Source organism: Arthrobacter sp. Y81 (assembly GCF_002929335.1).
In the GTDB taxonomy this organism is placed as follows: Bacteria; Actinomycetota; Actinomycetes; order Actinomycetales; family Micrococcaceae; genus Arthrobacter.
In genome coordinates this window covers 15,194-33,402 of record NZ_PJIL01000030.1, presented here as the reverse complement: position 1 = coordinate 33,402, position 18,209 = coordinate 15,194, and the positions used below count along the sequence as shown (strand labels likewise).

Below are 18,209 nucleotides of genomic sequence, written 5' to 3'. Positions count from 1 at the left end.
GCAGCCGGGCCGGCGTTGAACACCTGCGTGCTCAGCTTCGTTTCGCCCAGGCTCTTGGCGATGAAACCCTCCTTGACGCCCACCAGGGCAGGGGCGTGGGTGACGTTGCCAAAGAAGCCAAGTTTCAGCTCGGCCGCGGGGGTGGGAGCGGCGGCCGCGGCGGCCGCCGGCTGTGATTCGGTGCCGCGGTTGAGGTTTGACGCCACTACCGCGCCGCCGGCGATCAGGGCTACGAGGCCCGCGGCGATGCCGATTCCGAGGGCACGCTTGCGCTTTGGCTTGGCCGTTTGGCCCGCAACGATGCGGGTGGATCCTTCGGGGTTCTGATGCGATGACATGGGGATTCCTTCAAGAGTGGGGCAGCCCGTTTAGGGGTCGCCGCCGGACAACAGTCGGGGGGACGGAGGCTCGCGGCGGCAGTCTTTTGCCGCCCTCCGTGAGGGGCCAGCTGCTGGGGGCCTGCTGCTCTTGTGGAGCTCGTCCGGTGCCCCGGTCCCAGCGCTTGGACTGAGATTACGGTCCGGCATCCGGCGGAAACAATGCCCCGCGACTCCTGCGTTCACGGGCAGTAACGGGGTGACTCACAGCGTCATCCGCGGCCCTGAAAGGCGGCGCAGAGTGCCCGAAACGTCGCGAAATGTCACGCGGCGTTTCACATGCGGCGCCAATGTGGCGGCCGTCCTTCGTACCCGCCGTTTTCGGAGCCCGCGCGCTGTCAGGGCACAATGGAAAGCATGACCCTTACGACCTTCGCCCTCGTCCGCCATGGCCAGACGGACTGGAATGCGCAGCGCCGGCTGCAGGGTTCCACCGACATTCCGCTGAACGACGTCGGCCGCGGCCAGGCAAGCGACGCCGTCTCCGTCCTGTCGGGCCACGATTGGGATGCCATCGTGTCCTCGCCGCTGAGCCGTGCCGCGGAAACCGCCGACCTGATTGCTGCCGGGCTCGGGCTCAGCGTGACCAGGCGCGTGCCGGCGCTCACCGAGCGCAGCTTCGGGCCCGCGGAGGGACTGCAGGCCGGCCCCGAATTGGACGCACTGCGGACGCCCGGTGGTTTCCGCGGCGCCGAAAGCGAGGACGAGGCAGCCTCCCGCGGGTTGGGCGCACTGGAAACGCTGGCCGAGGAGTTCCGCGGCCGCCGCGTCCTGGTGGTCGCCCACGGCACGCTCATCCGGGTGAGCCTCAGCCGCGCCATCGGCCGAACTCTGCAGAGCATCGACAACGCCGCGCTCAACCTGGCCCACCACCATGCCGTAGATGGCTGGCAGCTCGAATACATCAACGGCGAGCGGGTTGTGGCAGCCGTCCAGGGCTGACCCGCACCGCAGCCCTGCTACCAGGGTCGGTAGGCCCTCAAACTAGGGCTGGTAGTACCCCTCCGTGGGCGCGAATCCGGCACGGTCCACCTTTCGGTGGTAGTGAACTCCGGCGATGCCGCCCAGCACGGCGCCGAGCAGAGCTGATGCGGCCACAGCTATGGCTGCGATGACGCCGCTCGTACTCAGCTGACCGTCGCCTATGGGGAAGCGGAGGAAGCTATTGAGCGTGGCCAGGACACTGAGCTGCCCGCCGCCAACAATCGCCAACAGGGCCACACCCGCCGCCAAGATCACGGTCCACAACCACACCATGAGCCCCTGGCCGATGCCGTTGAAGCGCGCCATCCGTCCTGCGACGTAGCCGCCCGCAAAATAGGCGAGGAACGGGATCGACACGAGCGTGATCGAGGCTGCCACTCCACCTGATGATGCCTGCCCCGCTTGGGCGATCAGGTCCGTGCCGGCCAGGAAGCCGGCCCGGCCGGCCGCCGTAACCACAGCTACCAGCAGAACAGCAATTGCGGCCGCGGTGAGCCAGCCGAAGAACGCCGAGCCGATCTTGATGCCGCCGAACCGCTCCTCTTCGCGGGCAACCACGGCTTCACGGATAGCGGCGGCCGGGTCTGCGGGAAAGAAACGTTCCACCGGGCCGCCGGTGTCCTCGACGTACGCGGGGTCCTCCAAGCCGGCGTCCTCGGCGTAGGGGACGTCGCCGTCGGATTCTTCGTAGAAGCCGTCGTCAACTCCGCGGTCAGAAGCGCGGCTATCCGCTGGGCCCGGAGTTTCGGGAACGTCATCTCCCGCTCCGTCGCGACCCCGCCCGCCTTCAGGATCCCCTGCGCTGCCCATTACGCGTCCTCGCTTTCATGGTCTCCGCTGCGCCTACGCGGCCGGTGACTATGACCCAAACTAGTCGCCCCCCGGTGCAGCTCACGAGAGGCTTTCGGCCTGACTTGGACTTCGTCTCCGCTGCGCGCATTGTTGGCAGGCGCAGCGTAAGGCGCCGGTCTCAGGCTGCCTTTCGCACCGTACCGTTGCCGTCCGAACGGGACCGTGATGACGAGTTTGCTGGCGGCTTGCTTCTGGCCGCTACGTGGCTGCCCGGCGCGACCGTGGTGTCCCCATGCAGGCGGACCCCGTGGGCGATAACGGCACCGGCCCCGATCCGGGAGTGGCTGCCGATATGGACCCGGTTACCGACCACGGCTCCCGGCCCGACGTACACCGCGTCACCGATCACCCCCCGGTGGCCGATACGCGCCTGCCTGTCGATCCAGCTGCCGCCGCCGACCCGGCATCCCGACTCCACCCGGGCGCCGGCCTCCACATAGGCACTTGAACTGATGAACGACGTCTCGTGCACCTCGGCACCACGCCCGATCAGACCGCCACCGTTCGGGTGCCGGTGGTAGGTGATGACCTTCCCGGCGTCGTCTTCCACGGTCTCGATTTTCCTGCTCATGACCTTCCTGTCAGTCCGGAGCTACATACCATCAGACACTCCTTTAAACACCCGAAACGCGACGTGCATTCCACGCAGAAATTCGCCCGCTGCCGATCAAACTTCGGAACATGTAGGCCCTTCCGATGGTTATTCACACAAAGGGCTCAGGCTTCCCACAAGGAGGTGCAGGGTGACCGCGAATGACAAATATCTGTCAGGACGCCAGCCCCACGGTGGTGTTCCTCGTGCAGGCGACGTGACGGGTGCCGGCGCCCACCCGTGGCGCCGGTACGTTGCGTTGGGGGATTCGTTCACGGAAGGAGTGGGCGACCCCGACCCGCGGAGTCCTGGTGGAGTGCGCGGTTGGGCCGATCGCGTGGCAGAGGAACTGAGCATTGCTCATGAGGACTTCGCGTACGCGAATCTTGCCGTACGCGGCCTGCTGTTGGAGCAGATACTGGACCTGCAAGTTGGGCCGGCGTTGGCCCTTCAGCCGGACCTGATCACGGTTTCAGCGGGCGGCAACAACATGGTTTTCCACGGCGGCGATCCGGACAAATTGGCTGACAGGCTCGACGCCGGGGTGGAGCTTTTGAGTTCTTGCGGCGCCACCCTGGTGCTCTTCACCGGGCCCGACTGGAGATCAACGCCCGTCCTGGGCCGCAACCGGACCAAGGTTGCCGTCTTCAACGAAAACATCCGCTACATCGCGTCCCGGCATGACGCCGTGGTTGCCGACCTATGGGGGCTGAGGACGCTCAGGGACCCGCGGATGTGGGACCAGGACCGGCTGCATCTCTCCCCGCTGGGCCACCACACCGTGGCAATGATGGTGCTGGACACGCTTGGCGTCCCGCACCGGCTCCGGCCGCTGGAACCCGGGGATCTGCCGCGTGGCAGTTGGCCCCAGGCCAGGGCAGGAGACCTGTTGTGGGCTCGCAGGTACCTCCTGCCTTGGGCCTGGCACCGGCTGCGGAAAGGGGTGGCCCTGGAAGAACTGAGGGCAAAGCGCCCCACTGCGGCCCCTGTGAATAGCACTGGGCAACCTGCCGCCGCGATGAAGGACCTGAGTCAATAGACAGACAGGTCTGTCTGCCATCGGGTAGGCTCGGGTTGTCCTCGGGCAACGCCAACGGTCCAAAAACGTTGCCGGGCGTAGAGTGGAAGTGTTATGTCATTCGTTTTGCCGAATGAACCGGCCGAAGCAAAAAGACGTCATTAGGGGAAGCAACTGAAGTGGAGCTGTTCCTGGCACTGTTTGCCGAGGAGGTGAACATTGGACAAACCGAGCGCGCGCGAAGATGTAAGTGACCGTATCCTCAAGATCGCATCCGCCCTGTTCTCCGCCGAAGGCCTGTACCAAGTCGGCATCAACCGCATCATCGCCGAGGCCGGCGTGGCCAAGGCGACCTTTTACAAGTATTTTCCGACCAGGGATGATCTCGTCCTTGCCTATATTGATGAGCTGGGCCTCGGCTGGGCCGCGGACTTGAGGCAGGCGGCAGGTCCGTTCGCAACGCACACGGCTGACCAGCTGCTCGGCATGTTCGACGCCATTTCCTGGGACGGCCGGCCGGGCGATCACCGCGGTGCCGCCTTCCTGCGGGCTGCGGCCCAGATCCGCCCTGGCACCGCCGCCCACCTGAGGATCGCCCTGCACAATGCGCGGGTCCTCGATTGGGTCACGCGGCTGGCCCACCAGACTGGTGCAGACGACCCGGTCGCACTGGCGCGGGCCCTTGTGCTCATCCTCGAAGGGGCCCAGGCAGGCGGCATCACGTCTCCCGACTCCGATACGCCCTGCATTGCCCGGTCCGCGGCCCGGCAGATCATCCGCTCAGCCATACCCCGCCCCGCGCAGGTCAGACGGCCTCAGGTCTCGGCAGCGCGGAATTCAACCTGAGGCAGAACTCAACCCGAGGCGGCACCGCCTGCTACGTCCCAGCGAGGCCCCGGGCGTGCTCGGCCTCGGCCGGGGTGGGCACGCTTATCCTGCTTCCGTGGAACTCCCAGTGGCTGACCACGCCGTCCGGGCTGGTCACCGTGCCGGAGTGGAGTGCCTGATCGATCCTGCGACGCACGTCCGCTTCATCTTCCGGCTCTGTGGCGAAAACGACCCGCAGGACCACCGTCCCGCCCGCTCTTTCAGCCCGCGTATGGTGGGCCGCCACAGGGCAGGGCGGGCTGTGGTCCCAGCTCCCGCATAATTCCAGGGTGATGGCCCCGCCGGGGCCCCGGGGGTCGCCGTCGGCCGCCATCCCGACGGTTGCCTCGTGTACAAAAGGTGCCCGCATGGCGCCATTCTCGCAGACACCGCGAAGGCCGGGCGGCCAAGCCGCCCGGCCTTCGCCGGTTCACCCAGGACGCAGCGTCAGCCGCGCAGGTCCTTCCCCTTGGTTTCGGGAAGAGTGAAGACGAATGCCGCGCTGATCAGCAGCAGCACCACGGCGTAGATATTGAACAGGCTGGGCAGCTGAAGCGTGGTGCCAAGCCACTGCTGCAGGTACGGCGCGGTTCCGCCGAACACTGCGACGCAGATGGAGTAGGGGACGCCGACACCCACGGTGCGGATGCTGGTGGGGAACAGTTCGGCGTAGACGGCCGGAACAATGGCCGCGCTGGCGGCGATGAAGATGAGCATCACGGACATGCCGACCGCCAGCTGCCACGCGGAATCCTTCAGCAGCCAGGTCATGGGGAAGTGCATCACGGCCGCACCGATGGCGCCGGCCCAGAGGACCTTCTTGCGGCCGATCCGGTCGGACAGCTTGCCCCAGAACGGCAGGGCGGCAATGAAGACGATGTTGCCGATCACGCCGGCCCAGAGCGCTTCACCACGGTCGATCTTGAGGGCGGTCGTGGCGTAGCTCGGGGCCACCACGCCCCAGATGTAGTAGATCACGGTCAGCCCCACAGTCAGGCCGATCACCTGAAGGGCCTGCTTGCGGTGCCGGACGATCTGGGGCCAGATGGGCGCCCGTTTCTCCGTCGCGCTCTCGCCTTCGAACACGTCCGTCTCGTGCAGTTTCGACCGCATGATCAGGGCGTAGAAGCCCATGGCGGCGCCGATCAGGAACGGGATCCGCCAGCCCCAGGCATTCATCACCTCGGTGCTCAGCGCCATGTTCAGGACAGCGCCCAGGAGGGTGCCGAAGAGGATGCCCACGGTGCCGGACGTGTAGATCAGCGTGGCCCAGAACCCCCGGTGTTCCCGGGGTGCCATTTCGGAAAGATAGGTTTGCGACGACGGCAGCTCGCCGCCGTGCGCCAGGCCCTGGACCAGCCGGGCCACCAGCAGCATAAGGGATGCCCACGCGCCTACGGCAGCGAAAGTGGGCGCGATGCCGATCATCAGGCTGCCCAGGGAGGCCAGGCCTACGGCCAGGGTCATGGACGCTTTGCGGCCGACCCTGTCCCCGATCCAGCCAAAGAGGAAGCCGCCGAAGGGACGTGCCACGAAGCCGACGGCGAAGATCGCCAACGTGGACAGGACCGCAGACGCCGGGTCCGCCTTGCTGAACAACTGGCTGGCGATGAACGGCGTAAAGGTGGCGTAGATGGCCCAGTCGTACCATTCGACGGCGTTACCGATGCCGGTGCCGATGATGGTCTTCCTGGTGGCAGTGCGGGCCGCGAGCTGCGGGCTGACGGTGGTTGTCATGGTGTTCTCCTGGGTTCTCAGGACCGGGCGGCCAGGGTGGCGATGCGGGAGAGTGCCAGTTCCGCGTACAGTGCGGCGCCGTCGGCGAGGACGCCGTCGTCGAACGTGGCATAGGGGGAGTGGTTGAACGCTGCGGCGATATGGTCGGCGCCAGGCGGCACGGCGCTGAGGCCGATAAAGGTGGAGGGGACCTCGTTCATGACGCGGGAAAAGTCTTCCGAGCCGCTCAGCGGCGTGGCGAAGCGGGTGTGCCGGCCTTCGCCGAACAGCCCGCGGATCACGTCCTCCGCGGTGTTGGTCTCGTCCACGTCAGTGACGCTCAGCGGGTACTCGGCGCGGTATTCCACATCCACATCCAGGCCGTGCGCGGCGGCGATGCCCTTAAGCAGCGCGGGGATCGAAGTCATCATCTTCTCCCGGGATTCCTCGGAGAACGTGCGCACGGTGGCTTCGATCCTGGCGGTTTCGGGGATGATGTTCCGCTTGGTCCCGGCCTGCAGGACGCCCACCGACAGCACCACGGGATCGAACATGTTGAACTGCCGGGTGATCATCACCTGCAGCGCGGTGACCATCTCTGCCGCCGCGGTGACCGGGTCCTTGGCCGAGTGCGGCGCCGAACCGTGGCCGCCGGCCCCCAGTACAGTGACGCACAGCCCGTCGGAGGCACTCAGCATGACGCCGGGCCGCGTGCAGAATTTCCCGTGCGGTTCCAAAGCGGAGAACACGTGCATGCCGTACGCGGCATCCACGCGCCGTCCGGCGGCGTCCAGGACGCCTTCGCGGATCATGTGGCTCGCGCCGTCGAAGCCCTCCTCGCCCGGCTGGAACATCAGGACGACGTCGCCGGCCAGTTCGTGCCGGCGCTCGGCCAGGAGCGTGGCGGCTCCGGCCAGCATGGCGGTGTGGAGGTCGTGGCCGCAGGCGTGCATGGCCCCGTCGATCTTCGAGGTGTACTCGGCGCCGGTCTTTTCCTGGACCGGAAGGCCGTCCATGTCCGCGCGGAGCAGGACCGCCGGCTTGGCGGGAGAGCCGTGCGGTGCGCCGCCGCGCAGGACCGCAGTGACCGACGTCGTGCTCTCGCCGAGGGTGATCTCGTACGGCAGCCCGTCCAGCGCCTTCAGCACCTTTTCCTGGGTCCGCGGAAGATCAAGGCCGATTTCCGGCTCCTGGTGCAGCTGGTGCCTGAACCTGGCAAGGTCCCCCTGCAGCGCCTTGGCGTCGGTGATGATCGGCATGCGTGCTCCTGATCTGTCGGCGGGCCGGCAGCGGTTCTGCGGCTCCGGTCTCCAGTCTGTCGTGACACACTTCACAGACAGCCAAATGGCTGGAAAAATGCAAATAGGTACTGCTGACCGCAGGATTCGCGCAGCGGACGAGGGCAGGGAGAGGGATAAATGGAACTCAGCGAGGAGGACCTGGCGCTGATCAACGCCCTCCAGATTGCGCCGCGGCTGAGCTGGGCGGACGCCGCAGAGGTCCTGGGTGTCCACGCCACCACGCTTGCCGCACGCTGGGAGCGGCTGCGAACCGCCGGGGCGTCCTGGGTCACCGCCCACCTGATGGGCGACCCGCAGCAGATGTGCCTGGCGTTTGTGGACGTGGAGTGCGAGATGCACCGCCGTGATGATGTGACGGAGGCCCTGGCGGCAGTGCCGGAAATAGTCACCGTGGACGAGGCAGCCAGCAACCGTGACCTGATGCTGACGGCGATCACGCAGTCCCTGGAGGAGTTCGGCACCGCCGTGGCCGCGCGGCTCAAGGACATCGACGGGCTCGTGAAGTACCAGACAGCGCTGTGCACGCGCCTGCACACGGGCGCCTACTCCTGGCGGCTCAACGTCCTGGACCGTGCGCAGGTGGCGGCGCTGCGGACCAAGGCGGGACCTGAGGCAGCGGGGTCCGCTCCGCCCCTGTCCCTGCGGGAGCCGCTGCCCGCCAGCCACCTGGACCTGCTGCCCTTCCTGGCCCGGGATGGCCGGGCGACGGCAGCGGACATCGCCCGCGCCCTGGGGCGGCATCCGGCCACGGTCCAGCGGCAGCTGAACCGCGTGCTGGCCAGCCGCGTGCTGTCCTTCCGCTGCGAGATCGCGCAGAAGTATTCCGGGTTCCCGGTGACGTGCCAGTGGTTCGCAAATGTTCCGCCCGGCCAGCATGATGCCGCGGCGGCCGAGCTCCGGGGGTTCCGCAACGTCCGGCTGGCCGCCTCCACCACCGGGCGGACCAACTTTGTGATCATCATGTGGCTGCAGTCGGTGGCCGACGTCCTGACCGAGGAACTTGCGCTGCAGCAGCGGATCCCGGGGATTGAACTCGTGGAGAGCGTGGTGATGCTCAGCAGCGTCAAGCGGGTGGGCTGGATGCTGAACCCGGACTCGACGGCGACCGGCGCCGTCGTGCCGTCTGTGGGGTTGAGCCTTCCGTCGGGTTAAGGCTGGACGCTTAGGAGTCCGGACTTTCGGAGACCCCGGTGTAAGTGTCCCGCGAGCCGGGTTCCCAGCGCCGGGGGCCCGTGCCGCCGTCGCCCAGCGTGTCCTCCGGATTCTGCAGCCGGCAGGCCTTCAGGCTGAGGCAGCCGCATCCGATGCACCCGTCCAGGTCGCGCCGCAAATGCTCCAGGGCAGCGATGCGCGCGTCCAGTTCGGAGCGCCACAGCCGCGAAAGTCGGGACCAGTCGCGCTTGGTGGGGGTCCGGCCTTCAGGCAGGGAATCCAGCGCCGCCCGGATCTCCTTCAGCGGGATGCCGACCCGCTGGGAGACCCGGATGAACGCGACGCGCCGCAAGGCGTCGCGGCGGTACCGCCGCTGGTTTCCGGAGGTCCGTTCGGAGGAGATCAGGCCGTTGCGTTCGTAGAAATGAAGGGCCGACGGCGCCACCCCGCTCCGTTCGGACAACTCACCGACGCTCAGGGCATGGTGTGCTCCGCCGACAAGCTGTGGCATGCTTCCCCCTAGGCTTTCACGAAGGCTGTAACCGAACGCCGAGCGTCATTTCCGCATTCCGGGCGGCACCTTGACCTCAACCTTAGTTGAGGTCCTACGGTAACGTCCATGACTATTGATCAGGCCACCACCGTGCAACGAAGCGCCCCAGCATCCGCCCCGGCGACCGCAGGAATCCTGCACCGCCACTACCTCCTGGTGACGTTCGGCGCGTGCGCGCTGGTGTTCCTGGCAGCCTTCGAATCCCTCGCGGTGACCACCATCATGCCGCTGGTCAGCCGTGAGCTGGACGGCGCCGGGCTCTACGCCCTGGCCTTCGCCGGCCCCCTCGCCACGGGTGTGATCGGCATGGTGGCGGCCGGCAACTGGTCGGACCGCCGCGGGCCCGTCGGGCCGCTCTACGCGTCGGTGGCCATGTTCGTGCTTGGCCTGCTGATCGCCGGCACCGCGGGAAGCATGGCCGTCCTGGTGGCCGGCCGGCTGGTGCAGGGACTGGGCGGCGGCGCCATGACCGTGGCCCTGTACGTTGTGGTGGCACGCGTCTACCCGCCGGTGCTGCACCCGAAGATCTTCGCCGCCTTTTCCGCGGCCTGGGTGATCCCGTCCCTGGTGGGCCCCTTCGCCGCCGGAATCGTGGCACAGGCGGCAAGCTGGCACTGGGTGTTCCTGGGTGTGGTGGGGCTGGTGGTTCCGGCGCTCCTGATGATCGTGCCCGCGCTGCGCGGGCTGCACGGCCGTCCGGCAGCGGCTGAGGGCCCTCCGAAAGCTGACGTGCCGGAGGCTAGTGCGAAGGCCAGGCGGTGGTCCTACGGCCGGCTCGCCTGGGCTGCCCTCGCGGCGCTCGCCGTCCTCGGCCTGAACCTCTCCGCGCAGGTCCCGGTAGCGGGCGGCGCGCTGGCGGCAGCCGCCGTCGTGATTGCACTGGTGGCGGTGCGGCCGCTGGTGCCCCGCGGCACACTGCTGGCCCGGCGCGGGCTGCCGAGCGTCATTCTGGCCCGCGGGCTGATCTCGGCGGCGTTCTTCGGGGCGGAGGTCTACCTGCCGTACCTGCTGGTGGAGCGCTACTCCTATTCGCCCACCTTCGCCGGGCTGACCCTCACGTTCGGTGCAATTGCCTGGGCCGGAGCTTCCGCGGTCCAGGGCAGGCTCGGTACGAAGCTGACCCACCGGCTGGCCATCGTGATCGGGTCCGCGATGGTGCTCGGCGCCGTCGTCCTTGCCTTGGTGACCACCGTCCTGGGCTGGCCGGCCGCCGTCGCGATCGCGGGCTGGATCTTCGCCGGCGGCGGCATGGGGCTGATGTATCCGCGCCTGAGCGTCATGACGCTGGCCATGTCCACTCCGGACACGGAGGGCTTCAACAGTTCCGCCATGTCCATTTCCGATTCCCTCGGCGGCGCGCTGGCCCTTGCCGCCACCGGGATCGTGTTCACGGCCTTAACCGCAACGACGACGGCGGGCGGGGTGTCGGGCGCCTCCTTCGCGGGAGTGTTCGCCCTCACGGCCGCCATCGCCGTCGTCGCTGTGGTTGTGGCGCCGCGGGTTGCGGCGCGTCAAACGTCCTAGCTCAGGGCGCTGACTTTTGCTTTGTCCGAATCAGACTCAGCCTTCCACTCTGCGATCCGCGCCTGCTGGAGCGGCGTCTTCCGGTTGAAGTGCCAGGCCGCGCCCAGGATCAGGAACCAGAGGGGCGTTACGAACAGGGCCAGGCGGGTGTCGTCGGCCTGGGCAAGCGCCACGAGCATAAACACGAAGAACGCCAGCACCACGTAGGGCATGAAGGTGCCGCCGGGCATCTTGAAGGCGGATTCTGCGTGCAGTTCCGGCCGGCGGCGGCGGAACACAATGTAGCTGACCAGGATCATGGACCAGACGAACATGGTGAGCACCGAGGCAACCGAGGTGACCACGGTGAAAGCGCCGATGACGGAGTCGCCCGAGTAGAGCAGCACCAGGCCGGCCAGCAGGAAGATGCAGGAGAACAGCAGGGCGTTCTGCGGAACCTTGCGGATGCTCAGCTTGCCGAAGGCCTTCGGGGCGTTGCCGTCCTGGGCCAGGCCGTAGACCATGCGCGAGGTGGAGTAGATGCCGGAGTTGGCGCTGGAGGCCGCGGAGGTGAGGACCACCAGGTTGATCACCACTGCTGCGATGCCCAGGCCGGCCAGGGTGAACATGCCGATGAAGGGGCTGCTCGCGGCGTCGATGCTCCGCCACGGGTTGACCGCCATGATGACCACCAGGGCGCCGACGTAGAAGAGCAGGACGCGGATGGGGATGGAGTTGATGGCCCGCGGCAGGTTCTTCTCCGGGTCCTTGGTTTCGGCCGCCGCGGTGCCCACGAGTTCGATGCCCGCGAAGGCGAAGATGGCGATCTGGAATCCGAGGATGAAGCCGAACATGCCGTGCGGGAACATGCCGCCGTCGTTCCACATGTTGGCCAGGTTGGCCACAGCCCCGTTGGGGGAGGTGAAGTTCGTTGCGATCATCACGATGCCGGTGCCGATCAGCGCCACGATGGCCACCACCTTGATGATGGCGAACCAGAATTCTGCTTCACCGAAGGCCTTGACCGTGGGGAGGTTCAGCAGGATCAGCACCACGGGGGTGATGAGCGCCGGGATCCACAGCGGGGTGCCGGGGGCGAGCTTGTCCACGTAGCCGGCGATCGCCACAATGTCCGCCACTCCGGTGACAACCCAGAAGAACCAGTAGGACCAGCCGGTGAAGAACCCGGCCCACGGGCCCAGGAGGTCTCCGGCGAAGTCGCTGAAGGACTTGTAGTTCAGGTTGGAAAGCAGGATTTCGCCCATCGCCCGCATCACAAAGAACAGCATGAAGCCGATGATCATGTAGACGAAGATGACGGAAGGGCCGGCGAGGGAAATGGTCTTGCCGGAGCCCATGAACAGGCCGGTTCCGATGGCGCCGCCGATGGCCAGCAGCTGGATGTGGCGGTTGCTCAGCGCTCGGGCAAGGTGCGGTTCCTGGCTGTGGCCTCCGCTGGTTGGTTCCGTTGCAGTGTTCCTGGCAACCGTGGTGGTGCGTTCAGACATCAGTGCTTCTTTCCTTGTCACAGGCGGACTGCGTTGCTGGCTGCCTGCTCTGGGAGCAGGTAGCCGCACCGCCATCCGCACGGAGCCGCCACCAGTGTGACGGAGGTAACAGTTGGGGGTGTGGATTAAGACTAGGGGCAACTTTGCGGCCTTTTCCGGCGGGGCAGGAATGCTTTCCGTTCGGGGTATTGACCGGATTCCGACGGCGGCGGTCCGGAACGGTGCGCCGTTCCGCCGCGGTGGGAAAGGGCGTTCATCGGCACGTTGCCGGGCTGGGTGGCCATCGCGGAGCCTCCCTGTTCCGTGTCCCGGAAAGGGCTAATGCGCCGCCGTCCGCATCGATTGCTCCTCGACAAACGTCGAGCGTCAGAGCATCAATCGTAGTCCGTTGTTGGACTTAACAATGGCCCCGTGCGGCGGACCTATACTTCACAGCATGAGCGACGGCCCGAAAGTGCTGCTGGTGGAAGACGACGCCGTCCTGGCTTCGATGTTGCGGGAGTTACTTGTCGGCGAAGGCTACGAGGTGGTCCTGGCCGCGGACGGACAGCGCGCTCTGCACGAAGGCCTCAGCCAATCTTTCGACGTCCTGCTGATGGACCGCGGACTTCCGGCCATCGAAGGGCTGGACGTGCTGGGCAGGCTCCGCAACAAGGGAATTTCGACGCCTGCCTTGATCCTGTCGGCGCTGAGCAATCCCGCCGACAGGGTGGAGGGCCTGGACCGCGGGGCCGAAGACTACCTCGGCAAACCGTTCGACATCGACGAGCTGTTGGCGCGGCTTAGGTCCCTCCTGCGAAGGCACTCCACACAAGCGGACGCTGTCCCAGTCCCCGGCGGCATGCTGGACATCACCGGCCGGACTGTCACGCTGGGCAGCGGGGCTGTGGTGGTCCTGTCCGAACGGGAATGCGGGCTATTGGCCCAGCTGGGTCGCCGTCCGCGGCAGATATTTACAAGGCAGGCGCTGCGGGCAGCTGTCTTTCCCGATGCCGACGACGACGGGGTGGTGGACACCTACGTGCACTATCTGCGCAAGAAGCTGGGACGGAACTCTGTGCTTACCGTCCGGGGAATCGGCTACCGCCTTGGTGAAGCCCCGTGACCACGCGGGACCAGTCAGAATTCAGGCGCGCGGTGACGCGGCTGTCGATTCAGTTCACGGCGCTCATCGTGGCCATCCTCGCCCTCATGGGCGGCTTGCTGTATTCGATTGTTACCACTGCCGCCAGCGAGTCGGACAACCGGAAGATGGCGGCAGCCACCTTGGTCGATTCGCCCAGAGACGCCCCGCTGGACGTCTTCGTGGCCATATTCAACAATGGCCAGCTGGCGGTATCGCGCAACATGCCCGCAGGGCTTCCCGATACCTCCGCGATCAGCCGCGTGCTGGCATCGCACCGCAGCGAAACGGGGACCAGCGAAGTGGGAGGGAGGAGCTACGCGGTACTGACCGCCTTCCATGACGGAAGGGTGGTCCAGGCCGCGTTGGACCGCCATGAGAGCCAGGAGGAAGCAGACCGGCTGGTTCTGGCAATGAGCACCACCGGAGCGGCGGCCGCCGTCCTTGCTGCCCTTGTATCCGTGTGGATGGCCGGCAAGGCTCTGCGCCCGCTTGCCGAGAGCTTGGCCCTGCAACGTCGGTTCGTGGCCGATGCCAGCCACGAGTTACGCACGCCGTTGACGTTGCTGAGCACCAGGGCGCAGGTGCTGCGAAGGAAACTAACGCGGCCCGGGGCCGGGCCGCGTCCCGAGGAAGTGGCCGACGGCGTGAAGGGCATCGTCGACGACGCAAAGCTCCTCACCGGAATCCTGGACGATCTGCTGATCTCCGCCGATCCCCGCGCCGCTGCTGACTACGGGCCGGTCAATCTTGGCAGCATTGGGGCGGGCGCGGCCGCCTTGGCCGAAGCGGAGGCGCAGAAACGGTCCATCCTGCTGGAAACGAAGTTCCCTTCCGTGCCCGTGACCGTACGCGGCTCCGGAGTGTCCCTGGGGCGCGTGTTCACTGCGTTGATTTCCAACTCCTTGGACCACGCAAAAAGCACTGTCACAATCCAGGTCAGCACCCAGGGCCGCGAGGCCGTCATCCGGGTTGCGGATGACGGGCCCGGTTTCCCGCCAGGCTTCGACACCCGGGCCTTTGAGCGATTCGCCTCTTCACGTGCGGACGCGGGAAAAGAGGGCGTGTCCCGGCACTATGGGCTCGGCCTGGCCCTCGTGGCTGAGATCGCCACGCTCCATAAGGGCAGGGTGGGGATTGATTCCAGCCCCGCGGGCGGAGCCGCCGTGGAGGTCACCCTGCCGCTCGCCTGACGGCAGACCAGACTGACATCAAAACCGACTGACAGGAACGTCTAAGAAATCACAAAGAATCCTCGAGGACTATTGAGTTAAGGGCATTCACGTCCAGGACAGGTGGAACAGGCCATGAACATTCGCAGTAATGGCAAACGGCTGGCCATCGGTATCACCACGGCGGCGACGCTCGGCAGCCTGGCCACCGCGGGCGTGGCGTCCGCCGTCGTGTACGCCAATACGGCCGCCAGCAAATCCACAGCTACCACCTCCACTGATTCCAGCAGCGGCGCCACAAGCAACAACAGCACCCGTCCCGGCAAGAGCTATTCCAGGGTGAGCCCCGTCCAGCCTGGCAGCGGGGGCGCGGTCCACGGAAAATCCTCGGGATCCTGACATGGCAGGCCAGTCCTCCTGGACCGTCTGGGGCCTTGAGGCCTCCGTCACCGTTACGCGACCCAATGCGGCCGACGAGGCCGGCCGACTGGTCCGCGCGGTGGTGGCGGACGTGGATGACGCTTGCAGCCGCTTCAGGACCGACTCGGAACTCTCCAGACTCCAGCCGCAGCTCGCTGACGGCGCGGAGGCCAGCCCGCTGCTTGCGCTACTGATCCAGCGCGCCCTGGATGCCGCCATCCTGACGGGGGGCGACGTCGATCCCACCTTGGGGCGGGACCTGGATGCTTTGGGATATGACCGGGACATCGTCAGTGTCCGCCTGTCCCCTGATGCGGCTGCCCCCACCGGGCCCGGGACCGCTCGCAGCCGGACCGCCCGCCGGCCCGAAGGGTGGCGGCGTGTCACCGTAACGGGACAGACAATCACGGTGCCTCCCGACATCCGGCTGGACCTGGGCGCCACCGCCAAGGCGATCGCAGCGGACCGTGCCGCTGTCCGGGTGCACGCTGCACTGGGATGCGGAGTCCTGGTCTCCTTGGGCGGAGACCTCGCCACCGCCGGTCCGGCGCCCCGTGGCGGCTGGCAGGTCACCGTCCAGGACCTTGAGGGCGACCCAGTCCAGCAGACCACGCTGGGACCCGGGTTCGCCATGGCGACCTCCAGCACCCAAAAGCGCCGCTGGCAGCACGCCGGGGAGCAGGTCCACCACATTCTTGATCCCCGCTTCGGCCTTCCGGCGGAGCCGGTATGGCGTTCGGTCACGGTGGCCGCGCCCACGTGCCTGGAAGCCAACGCCTACAGCACAGCCGGCGTGGTCCGTGGCTTTGCTGCTGTGGACTGGTTCCGGCGCGAGGGCATTCCCGCGCGTTTCGTGGACAGGCACGGACGCACCATTCACACCGGCGGGTGGCCGGCGGAAGCGGCGGACAACTATGCCATCGCGGAAGGGCAATCCGATGGATGAGGCTCTCTGGGCATTCGGCCGTGTGAGCGGGTTCGTTTCCCTGGCCCTGTTCACTTTTTCAGTGTTGCTGGGCATCTTGAACCGTTCAGGGCGCCGGCTGCTGGTGCTTCCCCGGTTTTCCATCTCGCTGCTTCATCGCAATATCGCCCTACTGGCCACCGTGTTCCTGGGCCTGCATGTGGGCTCGCTGCTGCTCGATTCCTACGCCAAGCTCAACGTTATCGACGTCCTGGTTCCTTTCCTGGGTGCATACCGGCCGTTTTGGCAAGGGCTGGGGACCGTTGCACTGGACCTTGTGGCCGCAGTCGTTGTCACAGGGCTCCTGCGCCACCGGCTCGGCCAACGCACGTTCAAAGCAATCCACTGGCTCACGTACGCCATGTGGCCCATCGCTTTGGCGCATGCCATCGGCAATGGGACAGACGGAACCGGCAAATGGTTCCTGGTGCTTGCTGTCGCTTCCGTGGCGGCCGTTGGGGGCGCAGTCATCTGGCGCCTTTCCGCCACTTTCCTCGAAACAGCCAAAGCCCGCGAAGGAGGACTGCGATGACATTCAGGGAAACCGCCGTTCCCGAGTCCACCGGATGGCGCGCGCCTGTCGGCACGTTTCTGCTTTTCGCCGCCGGTACTGATGCCGGGTACGCACGCCATGTGGACACGTTCGGTCCCCTGGACGTGGACAGCGTGGGCCCGGAGCTCATCAGCGTGCTGGAAGCCTCGGGCCTGACCGGGCGCGGCGGCGCAGCCTTCGCATCGTGGCGCAAAATGGCCGCAACGGCGCAATCCCGGCCTGCGGGGATCCTCGCGCCGCGGCCCGTTGTCATTGGCAATGGCGCCGAGGGAGAACCGCTCAGCTTCAAGGACAAGACGCTGCTCGCCGAGGCCCCGCACCTCGTGATCGATGGGCTGTTGGCGGCCGCACGCGCCGTCGGCGGCTCGCAGCTGTATCTGTACGCCGGGCCCTCCAATTTCCCCGCCCTGGAACGGGCCATTTCCGAGCGGCCGGCCGCCCGCGGGATCCGGTTGGCGGAAGCTCCGGACCGGTTCATCGCGGGGGAGGCAAGCGCCGCGGTCAACGCGATCGCCACGGGCTCTGCGCTGCCGTTCGACAAACGGCGCCGGTTGAGCGAATCCGGCCTCAAGAACCGCCCCACTCTGGTGCTGAATGTGGAGACGCTGGCGCACATAGCCCTAATCGCCCGCTATGGGGCGGCCTGGTTCCGCAGCGTGGGCTCCGCCGTCGATCCGGGCACCCGGCTGATTTCCGTGTCGGGCCCGGGCCCGGACCAGGTTCTGGAGGTGGCAGGGAACGTATCTCTGGGAGAGGTTCTCTACCTATCCCAAATCGACATGGCCAACGTAACCGCGGTACTGGTTGGTGGCTACCACGGCCGCTGGGTGAAGCCCCTTGATTACAAGCTGTCCATTTCCGGGCCGGCCAGCCACGTGGTTCGCCCGGGCGCGGGTGTTTTCCATGTACTCCCCGCCGGGTACTGCGGGCTGGAGACCACAGCCGGGATCGTCGATTACCTGGCGGGGGAGTCCGCAAGGCAGTGCGGTCCCTGCATGTTCGGACTGCCGGCGATGGCCGGGGTCCTCAACCGCATCGCCTACCGTGAACGGGACCCCCGGCTGGTAAGGGAGCTCGAACGGTTGGGCAGGCTCGTCGCGGGCAGGGGAGCCTGCCACCATCCGGACGGAACCATCCAACTGATCGGCAGTGCGCTGGACGTCTTCTCCGATGAGATAAAGGCGCACCTGGCCGGCACGTGCACGACCGTGAACGGGAGGGCCGCATGAGCCGGACCCTGCACATCGACTGGACCAAGTGCGACGGCCGCGGCCTGTGCACTGAGCTGCTGCCCGGGCTGCTGGGGCGCGACGACTGGGGTTATCCGGTGGCCCGGCGCGGCGACCGCACGGATATTGCGATCGGCCGGGACGATGCGGAAGCGGCGGACGAGGCCATCAAGCTCTGCCCCAAGCTGGCCCTCCGGGTGGTGGGTGGCGGTGCCGGGTCCAGTGGGCGGCCCGCCGGATGCTAGACTGGTGGAACTTGATGTGCAGTGATGCCCACTTTGATTCGGTTCATCAACCGGATCCCCCAAAGGATTTGTCCGGCAGG

19 protein-coding genes and 1 pseudogene are annotated in these 18,209 nt (G+C 66.8%); 12 read left to right on the top strand and 8 right to left on the bottom strand.

What is annotated here, in order from left to right:
• A pseudogene (locus tag CXQ91_RS23120) lies at positions 1-338 on the bottom strand (sulfonate ABC transporter substrate-binding protein); the annotation flags it as partial.
• Positions 339-734: 396 nt separating this feature from the next.
• Here CXQ91_RS23120 and CXQ91_RS23115 point away from each other — a divergent pair.
• Positions 735-1,319: a histidine phosphatase family protein gene (locus tag CXQ91_RS23115; RefSeq protein ID WP_104176199.1), complete on the top strand. Its 585-nt coding sequence runs from the start codon at positions 735-737 to the stop codon at positions 1,317-1,319.
• Positions 1,320-1,361: 42 nt separating this feature from the next.
• Here CXQ91_RS23115 and CXQ91_RS23110 read toward each other — a convergent pair whose 3' ends face one another.
• Positions 1,362-2,171, bottom strand: coding sequence for a hypothetical protein (locus tag CXQ91_RS23110; RefSeq protein WP_104176198.1), 810 nt, complete (start codon positions 2,169-2,171; stop codon positions 1,362-1,364).
• 160 nt (positions 2,172-2,331) lie between these two features.
• A complete protein-coding gene (locus CXQ91_RS23105; RefSeq protein ID WP_104176197.1) occupies positions 2,332-2,784 on the bottom strand; it encodes a DapH/DapD/GlmU-related protein in 453 nt (150 codons plus the stop codon).
• Between the two features lie 193 nt (positions 2,785-2,977).
• On the opposite strand from CXQ91_RS23105, the gene CXQ91_RS23100 reads away from it, so the two are divergent.
• Positions 2,978-3,844 carry an SGNH/GDSL hydrolase family protein gene (locus CXQ91_RS23100; RefSeq protein WP_374953706.1) on the top strand — a complete coding sequence of 289 codons (867 nt, stop codon included), beginning with the start codon at positions 2,978-2,980 and terminating at the stop codon, positions 3,842-3,844.
• 198 nt (positions 3,845-4,042) lie between these two features.
• Positions 4,043-4,669 carry a TetR/AcrR family transcriptional regulator gene (locus tag CXQ91_RS23095; RefSeq protein WP_104176195.1) on the top strand — a complete coding sequence of 209 codons (627 nt, stop codon included), beginning with the start codon at positions 4,043-4,045 and terminating at the stop codon, positions 4,667-4,669.
• 31 nt (positions 4,670-4,700) lie between these two features.
• On the opposite strand, the gene CXQ91_RS23090 is transcribed toward CXQ91_RS23095, so the two are convergent.
• The 3 genes from CXQ91_RS23090 to CXQ91_RS23080 all read right to left on the bottom strand — a co-directional run bounded on the left by CXQ91_RS23090 (position 4,701) and on the right by CXQ91_RS23080 (position 7,665).
• A complete protein-coding gene (locus CXQ91_RS23090; protein ID WP_146072421.1) occupies positions 4,701-5,060 on the bottom strand; it encodes a hypothetical protein in 360 nt (119 codons plus the stop codon).
• A gap of 77 nt (positions 5,061-5,137) precedes the next feature.
• A complete protein-coding gene (locus CXQ91_RS23085) occupies positions 5,138-6,427 on the bottom strand; it encodes an MFS transporter (RefSeq protein ID WP_104176193.1) in 1,290 nt (429 codons plus the stop codon).
• A 17-nt stretch (positions 6,428-6,444) separates the two neighbouring features.
• Positions 6,445-7,665: a M20 family metallopeptidase gene (locus CXQ91_RS23080; RefSeq protein ID WP_104176192.1), complete on the bottom strand. Its 1,221-nt coding sequence runs from the start codon at positions 7,663-7,665 to the stop codon at positions 6,445-6,447.
• Positions 7,666-7,824: 159 nt separating this feature from the next.
• Here CXQ91_RS23080 and CXQ91_RS23075 point away from each other — a divergent pair, with 159 nt between their 5' ends.
• A complete protein-coding gene (locus CXQ91_RS23075) occupies positions 7,825-8,859 on the top strand; it encodes an Lrp/AsnC family transcriptional regulator (RefSeq protein ID WP_104176191.1) in 1,035 nt (344 codons plus the stop codon).
• Positions 8,860-8,869: 10 nt separating this feature from the next.
• Here the strand turns inward: CXQ91_RS23075 and soxR are convergent, their stop codons facing one another.
• Positions 8,870-9,370 carry a redox-sensitive transcriptional activator SoxR gene (gene soxR, locus CXQ91_RS23070; protein ID WP_104176190.1) on the bottom strand — a complete coding sequence of 167 codons (501 nt, stop codon included), beginning with the start codon at positions 9,368-9,370 and terminating at the stop codon, positions 8,870-8,872.
• Positions 9,371-9,478: 108 nt separating this feature from the next.
• Here soxR and CXQ91_RS23065 point away from each other — a divergent pair, with 108 nt between their 5' ends.
• Complete coding sequence (locus tag CXQ91_RS23065) at positions 9,479-10,936, top strand: MFS transporter (RefSeq protein ID WP_104176189.1); 1,458 nt, start codon at positions 9,479-9,481, stop codon at positions 10,934-10,936.
• Here the strand turns inward: CXQ91_RS23065 and cycA are convergent.
• A complete protein-coding gene (gene cycA, locus CXQ91_RS23060; RefSeq protein ID WP_104176188.1) occupies positions 10,933-12,423 on the bottom strand; it encodes a D-serine/D-alanine/glycine transporter in 1,491 nt (496 codons plus the stop codon). The genes CXQ91_RS23065 and cycA overlap by 4 nt on opposite strands.
• A gap of 436 nt (positions 12,424-12,859) precedes the next feature.
• On the opposite strand from cycA, the gene CXQ91_RS23055 reads away from it, so the two are divergent.
• From CXQ91_RS23055 to CXQ91_RS23025, 7 genes are all read left to right on the top strand, one after another.
• Entirely contained in the window at positions 12,860-13,528 is a 669-nt protein-coding gene (locus CXQ91_RS23055) for a response regulator transcription factor (protein WP_181039017.1), read from the top strand.
• Positions 13,525-14,739 carry a sensor histidine kinase KdpD gene (locus CXQ91_RS23050; RefSeq protein WP_104176187.1) on the top strand — a complete coding sequence of 405 codons (1,215 nt, stop codon included), beginning with the start codon at positions 13,525-13,527 and terminating at the stop codon, positions 14,737-14,739. Before CXQ91_RS23055 ends, CXQ91_RS23050 begins: the two co-directional genes overlap by 4 nt.
• Positions 14,740-14,853: 114 nt before the next feature.
• A complete protein-coding gene (locus tag CXQ91_RS23045; RefSeq protein WP_104176202.1) occupies positions 14,854-15,117 on the top strand; it encodes a hypothetical protein in 264 nt (87 codons plus the stop codon).
• Position 15,118: 1 nt separating this feature from the next.
• On the top strand, positions 15,119-16,084 hold the full coding sequence (locus tag CXQ91_RS23040) for an FAD:protein FMN transferase (protein ID WP_104176186.1): 966 nt from the start codon (positions 15,119-15,121) through the stop codon (positions 16,082-16,084).
• Complete coding sequence (locus tag CXQ91_RS23035) at positions 16,077-16,634, top strand: ferric reductase-like transmembrane domain-containing protein (RefSeq protein WP_104176185.1); 558 nt, start codon at positions 16,077-16,079, stop codon at positions 16,632-16,634. Before CXQ91_RS23040 ends, CXQ91_RS23035 begins: the two co-directional genes overlap by 8 nt.
• Complete coding sequence (locus CXQ91_RS23030) at positions 16,631-17,884, top strand: NADH-ubiquinone oxidoreductase-F iron-sulfur binding region domain-containing protein (RefSeq protein WP_104176184.1); 1,254 nt, start codon at positions 16,631-16,633, stop codon at positions 17,882-17,884. Before CXQ91_RS23035 ends, CXQ91_RS23030 begins: the two co-directional genes overlap by 4 nt.
• Positions 17,881-18,129 carry a ferredoxin gene (locus CXQ91_RS23025; RefSeq protein ID WP_104176183.1) on the top strand — a complete coding sequence of 83 codons (249 nt, stop codon included), beginning with the start codon at positions 17,881-17,883 and terminating at the stop codon, positions 18,127-18,129. The genes CXQ91_RS23030 and CXQ91_RS23025 overlap by 4 nt, the downstream gene beginning before the upstream one ends.
• Positions 18,130-18,209: the final 80 nt, after the last annotated feature.

Coding starts and splice junctions, on each gene's coding strand:
- CXQ91_RS23065 (WP_104176189.1), top strand. CDS start 9,479: ATGACTATTGATCAGGCCACCACCGTGCAACGAAGCGCCCCAGCATCC.
- CXQ91_RS23035 (WP_104176185.1), top strand. CDS start 16,077: ATGGATGAGGCTCTCTGGGCATTCGGCCGTGTGAGCGGGTTCGTTTCC.
- CXQ91_RS23055 (WP_181039017.1), top strand. CDS start 12,860: ATGAGCGACGGCCCGAAAGTGCTGCTGGTGGAAGACGACGCCGTCCTG.
- CXQ91_RS23115 (WP_104176199.1), top strand. CDS start 735: ATGACCCTTACGACCTTCGCCCTCGTCCGCCATGGCCAGACGGACTGG.
- CXQ91_RS23040 (WP_104176186.1), top strand. CDS start 15,119: ATGGCAGGCCAGTCCTCCTGGACCGTCTGGGGCCTTGAGGCCTCCGTC.
- CXQ91_RS23025 (WP_104176183.1), top strand. CDS start 17,881: ATGAGCCGGACCCTGCACATCGACTGGACCAAGTGCGACGGCCGCGGC.
- CXQ91_RS23090 (WP_146072421.1), bottom strand. CDS start 5,060: ATGCGGGCACCTTTTGTACACGAGGCAACCGTCGGGATGGCGGCCGAC.
- CXQ91_RS23030 (WP_104176184.1), top strand. CDS start 16,631: ATGACATTCAGGGAAACCGCCGTTCCCGAGTCCACCGGATGGCGCGCG.
- cycA (WP_104176188.1), bottom strand. CDS start 12,423: ATGTCTGAACGCACCACCACGGTTGCCAGGAACACTGCAACGGAACCA.
- CXQ91_RS23075 (WP_104176191.1), top strand. CDS start 7,825: ATGGAACTCAGCGAGGAGGACCTGGCGCTGATCAACGCCCTCCAGATT.
- CXQ91_RS23080 (WP_104176192.1), bottom strand. CDS start 7,665: ATGCCGATCATCACCGACGCCAAGGCGCTGCAGGGGGACCTTGCCAGG.
- CXQ91_RS23085 (WP_104176193.1), bottom strand. CDS start 6,427: ATGACAACCACCGTCAGCCCGCAGCTCGCGGCCCGCACTGCCACCAGG.
- CXQ91_RS23045 (WP_104176202.1), top strand. CDS start 14,854: ATGAACATTCGCAGTAATGGCAAACGGCTGGCCATCGGTATCACCACG.
- soxR (WP_104176190.1), bottom strand. CDS start 9,370: ATGCCACAGCTTGTCGGCGGAGCACACCATGCCCTGAGCGTCGGTGAG.
- CXQ91_RS23110 (WP_104176198.1), bottom strand. CDS start 2,171: ATGGGCAGCGCAGGGGATCCTGAAGGCGGGCGGGGTCGCGACGGAGCG.
- CXQ91_RS23105 (WP_104176197.1), bottom strand. CDS start 2,784: ATGAGCAGGAAAATCGAGACCGTGGAAGACGACGCCGGGAAGGTCATC.